Genomic DNA, 16,948 nt, shown 5'->3' with positions numbered 1-16,948 from the left:
TGCTCGTGCTTCGGCGGATCACGATAGCGGCTGGTGGGGGGCGCCGCCCGGCGGTAGGGCGGGCAGGTCCGGCGGAGCGCCCCGGGTGATCAGCCTCTCCACGGCCTCGCCGTCCAGATGCGCGGCGACCAGGTCGCCCAGCGCGTCGAGCTGGCGTTCGCGCAGCGCGGCGAAGTCGGTGTCCGGCGCGGGCGTGAAGCGCCTTCCCGCCAGCTCGGCGACCTCGGACAGGAAGGCGCGGCGGAAACCGTCGTTCTCCAGCGCGCCGTGCCACGTGGTGCCGAAGACCGCGCCCGCGCGGCAGCCGTCGAGGAAGGGCTCGCCGCCGTGCCGCTCGGCCCGGCCGTGATGGATCTCATAGCCGTGGACGGTCTGGCCGTAGTGGGCTCCGACGGGCCGGGCCAGGACCTTGTCCGGGGCGAAGCGGACGGTCACCGGCAGGAGGCCGAGCCCGGCGACCTCGCCGCGCCGCGACTCCACGTCGTCGTGGATGGTCTCGGCGAGCATCTGGTAGCCGCCGCAGACGCCGAGGACCGGCCTGTCCGTCCGCCGGAGCGCCTCCTCGAAGCCGTTCTCCCGCAGCCAGGCCAGGTCGGAGACGGTGGCGCGGGTGCCGGGGAGGACGACGAGGTCGGCTCCGGCGAGCTCGCCCGGGCTCGTCACGTAGGAGACCGAGACGCCCGGCTCGCACGCGAGCGCGTCCAGGTCGGTGAAATTGGAGATGCGGGGGAAGCGCAGGACGGCGACCCGCAGCGTCTCCTCCCCGTGCGGCAGGCCGGTGGCGGGGCGGGCCGCCGACAGGCCGAGGGAGTCCTCGACGTCCAGCCACAGGCCGTCCAGCCAGGGCAGGACGCCGACGGTGGGGCGGCCGGTGAGGGCGCGCAGCTGCTCCAGGCCGGGGGCCAGCAGCTCGGGGGCGCCCCGGAACTTGTTGATCACGAAGCCGGAGACCAGCTCCTGGTCGGCGGGCTCCAGCAGCGCGACCGTGCCGTAGAGGGCGGCGAAGACGCCGCCGCGGTCGATGTCGCCGACCACCAGGACCGGCAGGCCGGCGGCGCGGGCCAGGCCCATGTTCGCGATGTCGCCGCGGCGCAGGTTGATCTCGGTGGGGCTGCCCGCGCCCTCGCAGACGACCACGTCGTGGCGGGAGCGCAGCTCGTGGTAGCTCTCCAGGGCCACCTCGCGCAGGTGGTCGCGGTGGTCGCGGTACTGCACGGCGTCCACGTCGGCGACCGGCCTCCCCCGGACGACGACCTGGCTGCGCCGGTCGCTGCCGGGCTTGAGGAGGATCGGGTTGAGGTGGGCGGTCGGCTCGATCCCGGCGGCCTGGGCCTGCATCACCTGGGCGCGGCCGATCTCGGCGCCGTCGGCGGTGACCATGGAGTTGAGCGACATGTTCTGCGCCTTGAACGGCGCGACGCTCACCCCTTGGCGGCGCAGCCACCGGCACAGGCCCGCCACGACGATGCTCTTCCCGGCGTCGGACGTCGTGCCGGCGATCAGCAGGGAACCCTTCACCGGCCGGCTCCCAGCGCCAGGGCGGCGGCCGCCAGGGCCGCTCCCGCGGTGACGGCGCGGCTGAGGCGGGCGGCACGCCGCACGTCCTCGACCTCCGGCTTGCGGCCGTCGCCGAGCTCCGGCCTCAGCTCCAGGCGGCCTCCGTAGGAGTTGGCGCCGCCCAGGCGGACGCCCAGCGCCCCCGCGGCGGCCGCCTCGCAGCGCCCTGCGTTGGGGCTGGGATGACGGCCTCCGTCGCGGCGCAGGATCCGCCAGGAGTCCGATACCGCCTCGCGGGTGCCGTTCTCGGCGACAGCGGGGGCGGCCAGAACGGTCAGCAGGCCGGTGACGCGGGCGGGGATCCAGTTGGCGAGGTCGTCCAGCCGGGCCGAGGCCCAGCCGAAACGCTCGTAGCGGGGGCTGCGGTAGCCGACCATGGCGTCGAGGGTGTTGACCGCCCGGTAGGCGACGAGGCCGGGGACGCCGGCGACCGCGCCCCACAGCAGCGGCGCGACGACGGCGTCGCCGGTGTTCTCGGCCAGCGACTCGACGGTCGCGCGGGCCAGGGTGGCGGCGTCCAGTCCCGACGGGTCGCGGGCGCACAGGTGCGACAGGCGGGCACGCGCCGCCTCGAGGTCGCCGTCCTCCAGGCGGCGGGCCATGATCATGCCCTCCCGGGCCAGGGAGGTGCCGCCCAGCACCGCCCAGGCCGTCACGGCCGTCAGCGCGCAGCGGACCGCGGGACGGCCGCTCCGCTCGGCCAGCACGCCCAGCGCGGCCGCCGCCCCGACGCAGACGCCGGTGAAGACCGCGCCCCGCGCCCGGGAATCCCCGTACAGCCGCCCCTCCAGAGCCGCCGCCGCCCGGCCGAAGCCCGCCACCGGGTGGCCCCGGCGGGGGTCGGCGAACACCGCGTCCAGGCCGACTCCCAGCAGCAGGCCGACGGCCCGTGCCCTGCCCCCGGCCGAACGCCCGCCGGCGCGTGCTGGACGATCCACAGATTCACCTCTCGGTCGCATCCGGTCGACCGTAGTGCACCACAATCGAAGACATGCTCGAGGAACGGCTCTCCCGGATCACGCAGGTGGTGACGGACCCGGCGGTGATGGCGGGGTACTGCACCGATTTCACCGGCCGCTGGCGCGGGCGGGCGCCGCTGGTGGCGCTCCCGTCCAGTACCGCCGAGGTGGCGGAGGTCATACGGGTGTGCGCCGGGGAGGGGGTGCCGGTGGTGCCCCAGGGCGGCAACACCGGGCTGGTCGGCGGCGGGGTGCCCGTGGGCGGCGAGGTGGTGCTGTCGCTGCGGCGGCTGACGGCGCTCGGGCCGGTGGACTCCTCGGCCCAGCAGGTGACGGCGGGGGCGGGCGTCGTGCTGGCCGCGCTGCAGCGGCACGTCCGGGCGGCGGGCCTGGACTTCGGCGTGGACTTCGCGGCGCGGGACGGGGCCACCGTCGGAGGCATGATCGCCACGAACGCGGGCGGGGAGCGGGTCCTGCGCTACGGGACGACCCGGGCGAACGTGGTCGGGGTGGAGGCCGTCCTGGCCGACGGGTCGGTGGTCTCCCGGCTGGGCGGGCTGCCCAAGGACAACACCGGTTTCGAGCTCCCGTTCACCGCCAGCGAGGGCACGCTGGGCGTCATCACCGCGGCGCGGCTGCGGCTGGTGCCCCTGCTGGAGCACCGGGCGACGGCGCTGCTGGGGCTGCCCGGCGTCCCGGCGGCGCTGGCGGCGCTGGCCGTCCTGCGGACGCTGGACTCCCTGGAGATGGCCGAGTTCTTCCTGCCCGCGGGGCTGCGGCTCGTCCGCGAGCACACGGGACTGCCCGCGCCCACCCGCACCGAGCACGCCGTCTACCTCCTGGTCGAGTGCGCCGCGCCCCGGGATCCCGCCCCTGAGCTGCACGCCCTCCTGGAGACCCTGGACGTGCCCGAGATCGTGGTGGCCGCCGACACCGCCGACCGGCACCGGCTGTGGCGCTACCGGGAGGCGCACACCGAGGCGATCAACACGCGGGGCGTCCCGGTGAAGCTGGACGTCGCCCTCCCCCTGGGCGAGCTCCCCTCCTTCCTGGAGGAGCTGCCCGCGCTCGCCGGAGACGCCGAGCTGTACCTCTTCGGCCACCTGGCCGAAGGCAACCTCCACGTCAACCTCGTCGGCGGCCGCGACGCCACCGAGCCCGTCCTGCGGCGCGTCGCCCGGGCCGGCGGCAGCATCAGCGCCGAGCACGGCGTCGGCCGCGCCAAGACCCCCTGGCTCCACCTCAGCCGCTCCCCCGCCGAGCTGGCGGCCCTGCGCGCCGTCAAACACGCCCTCGACCCCGCCGGCCTGCTCAACCCCGGCGTCCTCGTCCCCTGATCCCCGCCGGCGCCCCGGCCGTCCGGGCCGGGAAGCCGCCCAGGCCAGGAGGTCGTCCGGGCCAGGAGGTCGTCCGGGCCAGGAGGTCGTCCGGGCCAGGAGGTCGTCCGGGCCAGGAGAGGGCGGTTCGGGTCAGGAGAGGGCGGCTCGGGCCGGGGAAGGGCGGTTCGGGTCAGGAGGTGGGGAGGAGGGCGCCTTCGAGGGTGAGGAGCGCCTGTTTGGCGGGGAGGCCGCCGGCGTAGCCGGTGAGGGCGCCGGTGGAGCCGATCACGCGGTGGCAGGGGCGGAGGATGAGCAGGGGGTTGGCGCCGATGGCGGCTCCGACGGCGCGGGCGCGGGCGGGGGTGCCGCCGAGGGCGGCGTTGAGCTCGCCGTAGGTGGTCGTGGCGCCGTAGGGGAGGGCTTCCAGGGCCGCCCAGACCTGGCGCTGGAAGGGGGTGCCGGTGGTGGCGAAGGGCAGGTCGAACTCCTTGAGGCCGCCGGAGAAGTAGGCGTCCAGCTGGGAGGCGGCCGCGGCGAACTCGGCGGGGGCGTGCCGCCAGGTGTCGGCGCGGGCGGGCGCGTTGCGCTGGTCCGGCAGGGAGAGGGAGGCGAGGGCCAGGCCGGTCTCGGTGCGGACGCCGGTGAGCAGCAGGGCGCCCAGCGGGCTGTCGAACGTGGTGTAGAGCCTCATGATCGGTCCTTCCTTCAGTCCAGGGAGTTCCACAGCAGGTGAGTGGCGTAGGAGCGCCACGGGCTCCAGGCCACGGTGTCGGGGTCGCCCTTGCGGGCGAGCGCCTGGCGCAGCGCCACGTCGCCGGGCGGCAGGACGTCCGGGTCGCCCAGGGCGCGCATGCGGATGTAGGCGGCCGTCCACGGGCCGATGCCGGGCAGGGACAGCAGCCCCTTCTCCGCTTCGTCGCGGTCCGCTCCGGCGTCCAGGACGAGGCCGCCTTCGGCGAGCGCCGCGGCGAGCGCCCGCAGGGCCCCGCGGCGGGCGCGGGGCATCTTCAGCTCCTCCAGAGAGGCCTCGGCCAGGGACTCCGCGTCGGGGAAGAGGTGGGTGAGGCCTCCCGAGGGCTCCGGCAGCGGGGCCCCCCGGGCGGCGACCAGCGCGGCGGCGTGGTTGCGGGCGGCCGCCACGGTGACCTGCTGGCCGAGGATCGCGCGGAAGGCCCCCTCGTGCGGGTCGGACGAGCCGGGCGCGCGCAGGCCGGGCGCTTTGGCCGCCTCCGGCCCCAGAGCGGGGTCGGCGGCGAACCGTTCGGTGACGGCGCCGGGGTCGGCGTCCAGGTCGAACTGGCGGCGGATCCGCTGGGTGGCGGCGGTCAGGTCCCGCACCTCGGTCAGCTCCATGGTGCAGTCGAGCCACCCGCGGCCCCCGTCCGCCTCGTGAACGGCGGCGATGCCGGGCCCCCCGGGCAGCCGCAGGGTGCGCCGGTAGACACGGGAGCCCGCCTCCCCTTCGACCTCCTCCACCCCGGCCACGGCCCGCCGTGCCAAGAAGTCGAAGATCTGCCGCGCCGCGTACGGCCCCCGATAGGCCAGCCGCAACGCGATCCCCCGCCCGCCGAAAGCGGCGGGCCCGTGACCGTTGGAAGCCGAGGACCCGCGATCACCGAGGGCGGCGAGCTCACGCCCCCCGGAAGTGGCGGACCCGCGGCCACCGGAGGCGGCGGTCCCACGACCTCTGGAGGCGGGACCCGGGCCGGTGTCCCGGAGGGCGCCGGGGGTGGTCTCGTAGATCTTCCTGATGGTGTCGTTGAACTGGCGGACGCTGGCGAAGCCCGCGGCGAAGGCGATCTCGGTCACCGGCAGGCCGGTGGTCTGCAGCAGCACCCGGGCGGTCTGCGCCCGCTGGGCCCTGGCCAGGGCGACGGGACCCACGCCGACCTCGGCGGTCAGCTGCCGCCGCAGCTGCCGGGTGCTGTAGCCCAGCCGGTCCGCGAGCCCGTCGACGCCCTCCCGGTCGACGACCCCGTCGGCGATCAGCCGCATCGCCCTGGCCACGGCGTCCGCCCGTACGTGCCAGGCCGCCGAGCCGGGCACCGCGTCGGGGCGGCAGCGCTTGCACGCGCGGAACCCCTCGTGCTGGGCGGCCGCCGCGCTGGGGTAGAAGCGCACGTTGCGGCGCAGCGGCGTGGTGGCCGGGCAGCTGGGCCTGCAGTAGATGCCGGTGGTCCGCACGGCGAAGAAGAACTCCCCGTCGAATCGTGAGTCCCTGCTGCACACCGCTCTGTAGCGGCTCTCGTCGTCCACGCCTCCCAGTCTGGGCGACGCCGGGAGGCGTCACTGGCGGATTTCGGCCATGACGCCGCCCGGCTGTCCGGACATGCCGGAAATAGGACGACCCGCCACCACCGATCGAACGGTGACGGCGGGCCGTCCGGCAGCGCGCCCAGAGGGATTCGAACCCCCGGCCGACGGATTAGAAGTCCGTTGCTCTATCCAGCTGAGCTATGGGCGCACGCTTCGCGCCCCGAGTGTAGGGCACGGAGGGCCGCCGGAACAGCAGATTTGTGTCCGATTCGTCCCCGACACGGCATCAGTACACGGCCGGCCCCGGGAAGCGGGGCCGTCCTCGTGGGAGGCTGAGGCCCACCGCGCGGCCCCGGGTCCGGGGAGCCGGTATTTTGGGGTGATTTCACTCCGAGCTTAGGCCGGAGCTGGAAGAGTGTGTGGGCCACCCCCAGCCCGATGACGTCGAGCCGAAGACAAGAGGACCATGTCGGACAACGAGAAGACCCCTGGTGTGAAGCTTCCGAGCGCCCGGGACATCAGTCGCACCGACTTCACCCCGCACGGCATCAACAAGGGCAAGGGGTCGCTCAAGCGCCCGGCCAACAAGGCCGAGCTGCGCAAGAAGCGCATCAGGCAGACCGGGGTGACGGTCCTCGTCCTCGCGATCATCGCCGGCGTCGCGGGGGGCGCCTACCTGCTGACCCGGCCGTCGGAGGAGTTCGCCATCTCCGGCGCCTTCAACAAGGAACCGAAGATCACCTTCCCGGAGGTCGAGCCCTACGCCGCCGCGCGCACCGAGCAGCTGATCAAGGGGGACGGCGCGAAGCTCCAGAGCGGCGACACCGCGTACGTCAACTTCGAGACCTACCAGTGGACCGGCGCGGGCGAGTTCGAGGAGAAGTCCAGCAGCTACGCCGAGAACAGCCCGACCGCGCTTCCCGTCGACTCCCAGGGGGGCAGCGGCTTCAAGCAGCTCGACGAGGCCATGAAGGGCGCCACGATCGGCAGCCGCTACCTGGTGACCATGCCGGTCAAGGACCTCGGCGAGACCGCCGAGCAGACGGGCCTGGCGAAGGACGACAACGTGATCTTCGTCGTGGACGTCATCACCAAGCAGTACCCGGTCACCGGTGAGATGGCCAAGCAGGACGACGACAAGCTGCCCGAGGTCACCGCTCCCGCCAAGGAGGGCGAGGCGCCCGGAATCAAGCTGCCCGACGGCGACGCGCCCAAGGAGCTCACCGTCAAGACCCTCATCGAGGGCACCGGCCCGGTCGTGGAGAAGGGCCAGAAGCTGGCCGCCCACTACAAGGGCGTCATCTGGGGCAGCGGCAAGGAGTTCGACTCCAGCTACGCCAACGGCGAGCCCACCACCTTCGAGATCGGCACCGGCGCGGTCATCACCGGCTGGGACAAGTCGCTGGTCGGCGTGAAGGCCGGCAGCCGGGTCATGGTGGTCATCCCGCCCGCCGACGGCTACGGCGAGAAGGGCAACGAGGGCGCCGGGATCAAGGGCGACGACACCCTGGTGTTCGTCGTCGACGTCCTGACCTCCTACTGAGCCGCGAGACGGCCGGTCCCCGCGGCGGGACCGGCCGTTTCCCACTTTCTGACAACCTTTCGCACCTTTTGAGCGTCTTGTGAAGGGCCGCCCCGCAATTCTCCAGGGCGGCGACCGCCCCGCCCGAGCCCGCCGGACGACCCGGATACGGAGCCGGCCGTTCAGGTAGGGTCGAAGTAACGGAAAGGTAACGGGGGCATGGTGAACGAGAACGAGGAGCATCCGCGAGCCGACGACGGCGCGGCGGAGACCGGCGAAGGCCCCGCGTCCTCGCAGCAGCCCGGCCTTCCCGCCCGCAGGCGGGGGCGGCTGCTCCGCCGGATCTCCTACGGCGTCCTCGGCCTCATCGGGGCGTGCGTCGTCGCCTTCGCGATCGCCTACATCCTCACCCCCGTGCCCTCCTCCCAGCAGGTGAACGCCCGCGAGCAGCTGAACGTCTTCTACTACGCCGACGGCAAGACGGTCATCGCCCAGGAGGGCACCAACCGCCAGCCCGTCCCGCTGAAGGACGTCTCCGAGGCGATGCAGCAAGCGGTCATCTCCGCCGAGAACCGCAGCTTCTACAGCGACCCCGGCGTCTCCCTGAAGGGCACGGTGCGCGCCTTCTGGTCCACCGTCTCGGGCGCCCAGGTCCAGGGCGGCTCCACCATCACCCAGCAGATGGTGCGCAACTACTACAGCGGCCTGAGCCAGGAGAGGTCGATCTTCCGCAAGCTCAAAGAGGTCATGGTCTCGCTCAAGGTGAACCGGTCCCAGGACAAGGACACGATCATGGAGCAGTACCTCAACACGATCTACTTCGGGCGGCAGAGCTACAGCGTCCAGGCCGCCGCGCAGGCCTACTTCGCCAAGGACGCCAAGGACCTCGGCCCGGCCGAGAGCGCCTACCTGGCCGCGACGATCCAGCAGCCGAGCCTCTACCAGAAGCTCACCAAGAACAACCGCGCGCAGCTCGAGGAGCGCTGGCGGTACGTCCTGGACGGCATGGTCTCCGCGGGGAACCTCACCGCCGAGGAGGCGGCGAAGCTCAAGCTGCCCAAGCCGGTGAAGCAGAAAGAGAAGAACATCTACCAGGGCCAGGTCGGCTACATGGTCAACGTGGCGAAGAAGGAGCTGCGCGAGAAGCACGGCGTCACCGACCGCCGGCTCGCCCTGGGCGGATTCAAGGTCGTCACCACCTTCCGCAAGCCCCTGATGGACGCCGCCGTCAAGGCCGTCACCGACAACGTCCCGTCCGGCATGCCCAAGGAGCAGCGGGTCGGGCTGACCGCGGTCGATCCGAAGAACGGCGAGGTGATCGCCTTCTACGGCGGGCGCGACTACCTCAAGGAGCAGATGAGCAGCTCCTTCGGGCTGCGCGCCCAGGCCGGATCCGGGTTCAAGCCGTTCGTGCTGGCCGCCGCGCTGGCCGACGGCAAGGAGCTCACCGACACCGTGGACGGCTCGAACTACACCGCCTCGAACGGGCATGTCATCACCAACTCCGGCGGGGCGCGCTACGGCTACCTCGACCTCGTGCAGATGACCCGCAACTCGGTGAACACCGCCTACGTGCGGCTCGCCCAGGAGGTCGGCAACTCCAAGGTCACCGACATGGCCGAGAGCATGGGCATCCCCCGCTCGCAGCTGACCGACAACGACGCCGACAAGTCCGAGTCGTACGCGCTGGGCGTCGCGGATGCCAGCACCACGCAGCAGGCCGGGGCGTACGGGGCGTTCGCCAACGAGGGCGTCTTCCACGCCCCGCACGTCATCAAGTCCTTCACCAACCGCAAGGGACGGACGAAGGAGGTGCAGACCGAGGGCGTCCGCGTGTTCAGCAAGGACGTCGCCGCCGACGCCACGTACGCGCTGCAGCAGGTCGTCACCGGCGGCACCGCCACCTCGGCGCAGCTCTACGACGGCCGGGACGTCGCCGGCAAGACGGGCACCACCGACGGCGGCGCCGCGGTGTGGTTCAACGGGTTCATCCCGCAGATGTCGACCTCGGTCAGCATCTTCAACAGCAAGTCCCCCAACAAGCCGCTGGACCTGCAGGGCTACTCGGCGTACGGCGGCGTGCTGCCCGCGCAGGTGTGGCGCGCCTTCATGACCGAGGCCACCCAGAACCTGCCGGCCGAGGAGTTCCCGTCGTCGACGGGCTACTACACCTACCGGCCGCAGCCGCAGCAGACCTCGGAGACCAACGCCCCCGATCCGGGCCCCTCCGACACCACGGAGCCGTCCGAGCCCGCCGGCCCGCCGGAAGAGGAGGAGCCGCCGGTCGACGAGGGGGAGGACCCCGAGCCGATGCCCGAGCTCCCGGACGAGGAGGAGGCGCCTCCCGTGGAGCCGAACCCCGCCGGCCCGGGGGAGGAACCGCCCTTCCAGGAGCCTGAGGTGCCTCAGTTCCCCTAGTCGCAGGCCGCGACCAGCTTCTCGGGCTGGTCGCGCAGCAGCGCGGTCATCGGGGCGACGTCGCCGGAGTCGCCGATGGCCGGTGAGGCGGCCCGCCAGGCGCCCGCCAGATCCTTCAGGGTCCGCTGGAGCTCCTGGTCGTCGGATCTGGCGGACAACGTGTCCAGGGAGGTGGCGAAGTCGGTGGCGGCACGACCCCAGGCCGCGTTGTCGGTGGAGGGCAGGGACCTCAGCTTCGTCCCGAAGTCGGTGAGGACCTGCTGGGCCTCGGCGCAGACCTCGCTCCGGTTGCCCGTCATGCCCGCCACGACCCCGCACCCCGGCAGGACCGCGACCGCCGCGAGGACCGTGATGAGGGTGGTGAGGGTGGTACGCCCCGCCTGCATGAGATTCCTCCAGGGGTGTGATCCGCAAGGCTCCCATGATGGCGCACGGGCGGGTCCCGCAGGCCGGAGCGCGGAGGATTCGCGGCGGGCCGGTTCGTCCACGGACTCGGCACTGGGCCGCGTGAGGTCCGCATTAAGGTAGACGGGTTCGCAGCACGCCCAAGGAGTGGCTTAACGTGGCCGAGGAATGGCAGCCCACCACCGACCTGGAGACCCTTCTGGTCGGTGCGATCGACGCCGCTGACCCCGAGGGGTACTTCCGGCTCCTGGCCGGGGCCGAGCTGGTCGTCCCGCTCGACCCGGAGACCGTCGAGCAGGTGCTCGCCGACGCCCTCCCACCGGTCTGGCCGACCAACGAGATCGACGGCCGCACCCATGTGCTCGCCTACACCTCCCCCGAGGCGATGCGCGCCCATCTCGGTCCGCGCTTCCAGCACCACCTGCGCCTGAAGCCCGCCGACCTGGCCTCCGCTTGGCCCCAGCCCCACTGGTGGCTGGCCGTCGACGCGACGCTCCCGCCGCAGGCGCTGCTGCCCTCCTGGTTCCTGCGCCAGCTCGCCGACGGCGACCCGCGGCCCGTGCTGCTGGGCCTCCCCCGCCCCGCGGCCCCCGACGCCGCCTCCGTCCACAACGCCCTGGCCGCCGTCCAGGAGAGCGCCGCCGTCCAGGACGCCTCCCGGCAGGCCGCCGAGGTCCTCGCCGACCTCCACCGCTTCTCCGGGCCCGTCCAGGACGCCCCGAGCGCCATCGCCGGCGAGCGACCGGGCGCCCCCGCCGGCCTCGTGCCCCCCACCGCGCCGTACGCACCCGGCCCGGGCGTCCCCCCGCAGCGGACGTCCGCGGGCCGGACGACGCCCGGCGCCTTCGTCCCGGGCGCTTCGCAGGCAGCGGACCAGAGCCGCCCGCTTCCTCTGCCGGAGGCTCCGCACGTCGCGGACCAGAGCCGTCCGCTGCCCCTCCCGGATGCCCCGCACGTCGCGGGACAGAGCCACCCGCTCCCCCTCCCGGAGACTCCGCACACCGCGGGACAGAGCCACTCCCTCCCCGCGCCGCAGGCCCCGCACGTCGCGGAACGGGGTCTCCCGCTCTCGGGCCCCTCGGAGGCCGTTCCGGGGCAGACGCTTTCTGCCGCCGACGCTTCCGCCGCGGGTCCCCCTGCCGAAGGACCGCAGAGCACCGGCGGGCTCCCCCCTCGGGCACCCGCCGGAGACGCTCTTCCCGGGGTGCCTTCCTCGACCGGCACCGGGCAGACGGCGCCGGTCGCGGGGGAGCCCGGCGCTCCTCGTACAGGGGAGCCGGAAGGATTCGAGACACCCGTGCGAGCAGCCTCGGGCGAGGCCGGTGCGCCCGGCATGCCCGAAGCGGCGGCGCAAGACGCTCCGCAGACGGGAGCACCCGGTCTCACCGGGCCGACGCTTCCGACGGGCAACAACGCCGAAGCCCTCGGCGAGCAGCCTCTCCTCCCGGGGAACGCCGCACCGGGCGCACCCGGCGCGGTTCCCGGAGAGAACACCTCGCCCGCCGGAGCACCCGGCCTCGCCGGTCAGATCTCCCCGGCGGAGAACACGGTCGGCCTGCCCGCCGAGCGGTCCGGTGCGCACGGAGACGCGCTCCCCGGGACGGCTCCCGGCCAGGGCTCCCCGCTCGATGGAACGCCCGGCTCCGCCGCGCCCGCGAACAGCGCGTCCGCTGAACCGACCTCTGCACACAAGAACACCGCCCCCGACGGGCCCGGGACTCCTCCCGGCCAGGGGATAGCACCCGGAAGCCTCCCCACCGGCGGAGTCGACGCCGGGCCGGCGACCGGCGGACCGGTGCCCCCCGAAGAGACGGCATCGCGGAACCGTCCGGAGAACACCGAGGCCGAGCCCGTCCCCGGTGTGCCCGTCGCACCGCAGGCCCAGCCGGGCGGCATACCGGACCCCGTGGCCGCGCTCCTGGCACAACGAGAGGCCGAGCGGAACAGAACGACCTCGACGGAGGCGCCCGGCACGGACCGCGTCTTCGGAGCAGCCCAGCACGCACGATCCGTCGAAGACCCGACACAGACCCAAATCGACGGCATACCGCCGATCACAGACGGCTTCACCCTGCCCGGCCCGACCGGCGCCCCTGGAACCCCCGGGCCGACCAACGCCCCCGTCGCCTCCGACGCCCCCGTCGCTCCCGGGCAGACCGGCGCCCCCGGAACTCCTGAACCGTCCAGCGCATCTGGGACACCCGGAGCACCCCTCACGCCCAGAGCACCGGAAGAATCCCCGGCACCCGGCGTATCCGATGCCGCAGGCACGCCCGCGAGGTCCGGAGGGCCTGGCAGACACGGCCGCCACGAAGCGATCGACGCCTCCGGAACGACCGGGGCTCCCGCCGCTCCCAGCGTGTCCGCAGCACCTGAAGCCTCCCGAGGATCCGGAGCGTCCGGCACGACCGACGCCCCCCACCCACTCGACGCATCGAAGACACCCGGGGCGCCCGCCGCGGCCGACCTGCCCCCCGTCGCCCAAATGCCAGGCGCTCCCGGCACGACCGGAACTCCTGGCGCCCCCGGGACGAGCGACACCCCCCACCCGGCCGACGCACCCGGAACAGGCGAAGCACCCGAGGCGCCGAGCCCCCTCGGAATGCCCGGCACGCAGGGAGCACCCGGCTCTTCCGGAACACCTGAAGCGGCCAACGCTCCCGACGTCCCCGGAGCACCCGGAGCACCCGGAGCACCCGGAGCACCCGGAGCACCCGGAGCACCCGGAGCACCCGGAGCAGCTGACGTGGTCGGCGCGTCCGGCGCAACCGAAGACGCAAGGATTCCTGGTGCGCCCAAGACACCAGACGCGGCTGAAGCAGCGGGGGCGCCCGAAGTCATCGGTGCTTCCGGGACGGTCGGCACGCCTGAAGCGTTCGGCGCGACCGGCACGCCTGAGGCTTCCAAGGTGACCGAGCCGTCCGGGGTGCCTGGGATACCCGAGGTGCCCAGGACGTCCGAAGCAGCCGAAGTGACGGGGGCGCCCAGGCCGTCCGAAACATCCGAGACGCATGGGTCGCGTGGAGGACCCGACACCGCCGAGGCATCTGGAGCTCCCGAGGCGCTTGGAGCTTCTGGTGTGTCCGATCCGTCCGGCACGACTGGACCCCTCGGTGCTTCCAGCACCGCCGGAGTGCCTGAGGCGTCCAACGCTGCGGGAATTCCCGGTGCTCCCGAGACGCCTGGATCCCCCGAAGCACCTCGGACTTTCGACGCGTCCGGAATGGCCGGAACGCCTACCGCTCCCGGAGCGCCCGAAGTGCCCCGATTCCCCGAGACGCCGGGGGCTCTCGACGCACTCGGAGCGACCGACGCGCTTGGCGCTTCCGGGACGTCCAGAGCGCCCCAGGCACCCGGCATTCCCGAGGTACCTGAGGCTCCCAGCGCGCCCGGCACCCCTGGAGCGCCTGAAGCACCCGAGATGTTCGGAGGTCCCGAAGCACCCGAGACACCGGGACTCCGCGAAGCGCCCGAAGCCACAGGAGCACCTGGCGCTACTGGGATGCCCGGCGGGCTCAGGGAACCCGGACTCCACGAAGCACCCAAGGCTTCCGATGCGACCGGAACCACGGGAGCGCCGGAAGCTCTCGGACGGCCCGAGACGCTCGGCGTCTCTGGAGTGCCTGAGGCTCCTCCCGGCCTTCCGGGAGCATCCGAGGTGGCCGGGATCCCGGGAGCACCTGGCGCTCCCAGCATCCCGGAAGTGCCCGAGGCTCCCGGAGCGGCCGGGGCAGGGACGCACGGCGTTCCCGGAACACCTGAGGCACACGGAATTCCGGCAGCACCCGAGGCACCTGGGATTCCGGGAGCGCCTGAAGCGACCGGAGGACCGGGAGCACCCGAGGCGACCGGCGGACCGGGAACGCCCGCGGCGGTCGGCAATCTGGGCGTGCCTGAAGCAACCGGAAGCCCCAGAGCACCCGAGGCGACCGGCGGCCTGGGAGCACGTGAGGCGACCGGCGGACCGGGAACGCCTGCGGCGACCGGCGAACCGGGAGCGTCTGAGTCGGCCGGGATTCCGGCAGCACCCGAGGCACCTGGGATTCCGGGAGCGCCTGAAGCGACCGGAGGACCGGGAGCACCCGAGGCGACCGGCGGACCGGGAACGCCCGCGGCGGTCGGCAATCTGGGCGTGCCTGAAGCAACCGGAGGCCCCGGAGCACCCGAGGCGACCGGCGACCTGGGAGCACGTGAGGCGACCGACGGACCGGGAACGCCCGCGGCGACCGGCGGACCGGAAGTGCCCGAGGTGGTCGGCGGACCAGGAGTGCCCGAGGTGGTCGGGGCCGGGGGGCGGGGGCGGTTCCTGCCCGCCAATCCGGTGGAGACGGAGTTGGTGCGGGCGGCCGATGAGGAGTCGCTGGTCAAGGCGTTGGCGGGGGCGGAGCTGTTGCTGCCGGTGCCGCCGGGGACGGACGCGGCGGCGCGGCCCAGTCGGGCGGGGTTCCCCTGGCAGCCGGGGGAGATCGACGGTACTCCGGCGGTGCCGGGGTTCACCTCGCCCGAACGGCTGGTGGACGCGATCGGGCAGGTCGACTACGTGCGGGTGCCGTTCCCGATCGTGGCGCGGCACTGGCCCGACCCGGGCTGGACGCTGGCCATCAACCCGGGCACGCCCGCGGCGGCGACGCTGACCGGGCAGCAGCTGCCGCTGGTGTCGTCCTGGACGGACCAGCTCCTGGCCGAGCGGCCCGAGGCGTTCGCCCCGCAGAACGAGCTCGAGCAGCGGCTGTACGAGGCGGCGCAGCGCCGGGACGCCGAGACGTTCTTCGGGCTGCTCGCCTCCGCCCAGGTGATGATCCCCGCCGATCCGGACACGCCGTGGGGCGCCCGTCCGGGCGAGGCGGACTTCCCGTGGCGGCCGGTGCCGCTCAAGGGCGAGCCGGCCATCATGGCGTTCACCTCGCCGCGGTGGATGCACGAGGCGGTCGGCCAGTGCCGGTTCGTCATGCCCGACTTCCGGGAGCTGGCGGCGAGCTGGCCGGAGGACGGCTGGTCCCTGGCGCTCAACCCGGGCACCCCGATCGACCTGACCGTGCCGGGCGACAGGCTGCGCGCCGCCGTCGCCCCCGCCGAGCCGCAGCAGCCGCGGCCGGAGCACTTCGAGCCCGGCAACCGGATCGACCAGGACCTCGACGAGGCGGTGCTCGCCGGGGACCCCGACGACTACCTGCGGGTGGCGCTCGCCGCCGAGGTGCTCGTCCCGGTCCCGGTCACCGCGCCCGAGGACCTCTCCCCCGAGCACCCCGACTTCGACTGGTCGGCCGCGCTGTCGGCGAGCCCGCCCGGCCCCGGCGCGTCCGTCCGGGTGTTCACCTCGCACCTGCGCCTGCAGGAGACCGTGGGCGACGTCCGGTACGTCGCCGTCGGCTTCACCGACCTCATCACGCACTGGCGCCGTACCGACTGGACGCTGCACCTCAACCCGGGCACGCGGATCGGCGCGTCCCTGAGCGGCGGGCAGGTGCGCGAGCTCAGCGACTGGGCGGCGTCCGTCGGGCTGCCCGTCCGGCAGGGCCAGCGGCGCGATCCCGTCCAGCCGTACGCGGCGCCCACGGACGACCCCTCGGCGACCTCGGCGGAGAACCCCGTCGTGGACGTCCCCGCGCCGCGGGGCGCCGGGGTGACGGTGCTGCAGAAGGTGCTGCCGCACGGCCAGGTCGGCTGGTACCTGGAGCAGGGGTACGACCGGGTCGGCGGGTTCGTCCACCCGCTGGCCGACTGCGCGGAGCTGGCCACCCCGGTGCAGCTGTACGAGGCGCTCGGGCTGCTGTACCCCGGTTCGGTGTTCGACCCCGCCGACGAGGCGGTGTACGTCCTGCGCTGGCCCGCCCACTGCGAGGACCTCTACCGGGTGCCGTTCGGGGGGCGCACCGAGGAGGACCTGCAGGCCTGGGGCGACGCCGGCTGGGTGGTCGAGCACGGCCCGTTCGAGGGCGACGGCTTCGCGCCCGGCTCGGCCGGCAGCATCCGCGAGTTCAAGAGCGACAGCACCCGGCTGCCCACCGGCGCCGAGCTGTACCTCGTCGGCAGGGACCGGACGGCCACCCTGGTCGCCGTCTACGACGCCGACGTCCTGAGCTGGACGTCGGCCCAGCAGCCCAAGGAGGGCCCGCAGTGATCCGGGACGGCTACGTCGCGATCTGGAAGGGCTCGGAGTACGAGGCGAGCCCGACGGCGGGGGACGAGGTCCGCCTGTACACCACGCAGCCCGCCGAGGGCTTCGCCGAGACCCGCCCCGGCCGGTACCGCCGCAGCGTGCCGTCCGCGGAGATCGAGCGGCTGCGCTACGTCCGGACGGTCTGCCGCTGGCGGGGCGAGCGGTTCGTCGTGGTCGGCGAGCACGAGACGTGGCTGCGCGTGGAGTACACCGGCGGGCGCGGCCCGGTGGCCGAGCACCTCGGCCTCGACCGCGTCGACCACGGCGTCTGGCAGACCTGGGCCCCCCGAACAGAAGTAGAGGAACTCCACGAAGAGTTCATCTGAGAAATACCGCCAACTTCATACTGTTT

11 protein-coding genes, 1 tRNA gene and 1 pseudogene are annotated in these 16,948 nt (G+C 73.6%); 6 read left to right on the top strand and 7 right to left on the bottom strand.

Features of this window, described 5'->3' with window-relative positions:
* Window positions 1-18: 18 nt before the first annotated feature.
* On the bottom strand, window positions 19-1,518 hold the full coding sequence (locus ABD140_RS10600) for a cobyric acid synthase (protein ID WP_344239381.1): 1,500 nt from the start codon (window positions 1,516-1,518) through the stop codon (window positions 19-21).
* A complete protein-coding gene (locus ABD140_RS10595) occupies window positions 1,515-2,495 on the bottom strand; it encodes a cobalamin biosynthesis protein (RefSeq protein WP_344239379.1) in 981 nt (326 codons plus the stop codon). Before ABD140_RS10595 ends, ABD140_RS10600 begins: the two co-directional genes overlap by 4 nt.
* 53 nt (window positions 2,496-2,548) lie before the next feature.
* Here ABD140_RS10595 and ABD140_RS10590 point away from each other — a divergent pair, with 53 nt between their 5' ends.
* A complete protein-coding gene (locus tag ABD140_RS10590) occupies window positions 2,549-3,853 on the top strand; it encodes an FAD-binding oxidoreductase (protein ID WP_344239377.1) in 1,305 nt (434 codons plus the stop codon).
* 172 nt (window positions 3,854-4,025) lie between these two features.
* Here the strand turns inward: ABD140_RS10590 and ABD140_RS10585 are convergent, their stop codons facing one another.
* From ABD140_RS10585 to ABD140_RS10575, 3 genes are all read right to left on the bottom strand, one after another.
* Window positions 4,026-4,526 carry a methylated-DNA--[protein]-cysteine S-methyltransferase gene (locus ABD140_RS10585; RefSeq protein WP_344239375.1) on the bottom strand — a complete coding sequence of 167 codons (501 nt, stop codon included), beginning with the start codon at window positions 4,524-4,526 and terminating at the stop codon, window positions 4,026-4,028.
* Between the two features lie 14 nt (window positions 4,527-4,540).
* Window positions 4,541-6,091: an AlkA N-terminal domain-containing protein gene (locus tag ABD140_RS10580; protein WP_344239373.1), complete on the bottom strand. Its 1,551-nt coding sequence runs from the start codon at window positions 6,089-6,091 to the stop codon at window positions 4,541-4,543.
* A gap of 134 nt (window positions 6,092-6,225) precedes the next feature.
* Window positions 6,226-6,299 (bottom strand) — tRNA-Arg (locus tag ABD140_RS10575).
* Window positions 6,300-6,557: 258 nt separating this feature from the next.
* Here ABD140_RS10575 and ABD140_RS10570 point away from each other — a divergent pair.
* On the top strand, window positions 6,558-7,634 hold the full coding sequence (locus ABD140_RS10570; RefSeq protein WP_344239371.1) for an FKBP-type peptidyl-prolyl cis-trans isomerase: 1,077 nt from the start codon (window positions 6,558-6,560) through the stop codon (window positions 7,632-7,634).
* A 198-nt stretch (window positions 7,635-7,832) separates the two neighbouring features.
* Window positions 7,833-10,031, top strand: a complete 2,199-nt coding sequence (locus tag ABD140_RS10565; RefSeq protein WP_344239369.1) for a transglycosylase domain-containing protein — start codon at window positions 7,833-7,835, stop codon at window positions 10,029-10,031.
* Here ABD140_RS10565 and ABD140_RS10560 read toward each other — a convergent pair.
* Window positions 10,028-10,417, bottom strand: coding sequence for a hypothetical protein (locus ABD140_RS10560; protein ID WP_344239367.1), 390 nt, complete (start codon window positions 10,415-10,417; stop codon window positions 10,028-10,030). The genes ABD140_RS10565 and ABD140_RS10560 overlap by 4 nt on opposite strands.
* A 176-nt stretch (window positions 10,418-10,593) precedes the next feature.
* Here ABD140_RS10560 and ABD140_RS40295 point away from each other — a divergent pair.
* Window positions 10,594-10,902 (top strand): annotated as a pseudogene (locus tag ABD140_RS40295) (SseB family protein); the annotation flags it as partial.
* Here ABD140_RS40295 and ABD140_RS10555 read toward each other — a convergent pair.
* Window positions 10,803-11,165, bottom strand: a complete 363-nt coding sequence (locus ABD140_RS10555; protein WP_344239365.1) for a hypothetical protein — start codon at window positions 11,163-11,165, stop codon at window positions 10,803-10,805. The pseudogene ABD140_RS40295 and the gene ABD140_RS10555 overlap by 100 nt on opposite strands.
* 3,403 nt (window positions 11,166-14,568) lie before the next feature.
* Here ABD140_RS10555 and ABD140_RS10550 point away from each other — a divergent pair.
* Window positions 14,569-16,557, top strand: coding sequence for an SseB family protein (locus ABD140_RS10550; protein ID WP_344239363.1), 1,989 nt, complete (start codon window positions 14,569-14,571; stop codon window positions 16,555-16,557).
* On the top strand, window positions 16,554-16,922 hold the full coding sequence (locus tag ABD140_RS10545; RefSeq protein ID WP_344239361.1) for a hypothetical protein: 369 nt from the start codon (window positions 16,554-16,556) through the stop codon (window positions 16,920-16,922). The genes ABD140_RS10550 and ABD140_RS10545 overlap by 4 nt, the downstream gene beginning before the upstream one ends.
* Window positions 16,923-16,948 lie beyond the last annotated feature (26 nt).

It is taken from the genome of Actinocorallia libanotica, assembly GCF_039525175.1.
GTDB classification, from domain to species: domain Bacteria; phylum Actinomycetota; class Actinomycetes; order Streptosporangiales; family Streptosporangiaceae; genus Actinocorallia; species Actinocorallia libanotica.
The sequence above is the reverse complement of the archived record's forward strand: the minus strand, read 5'-3'. Positions and strand labels throughout refer to the sequence as shown.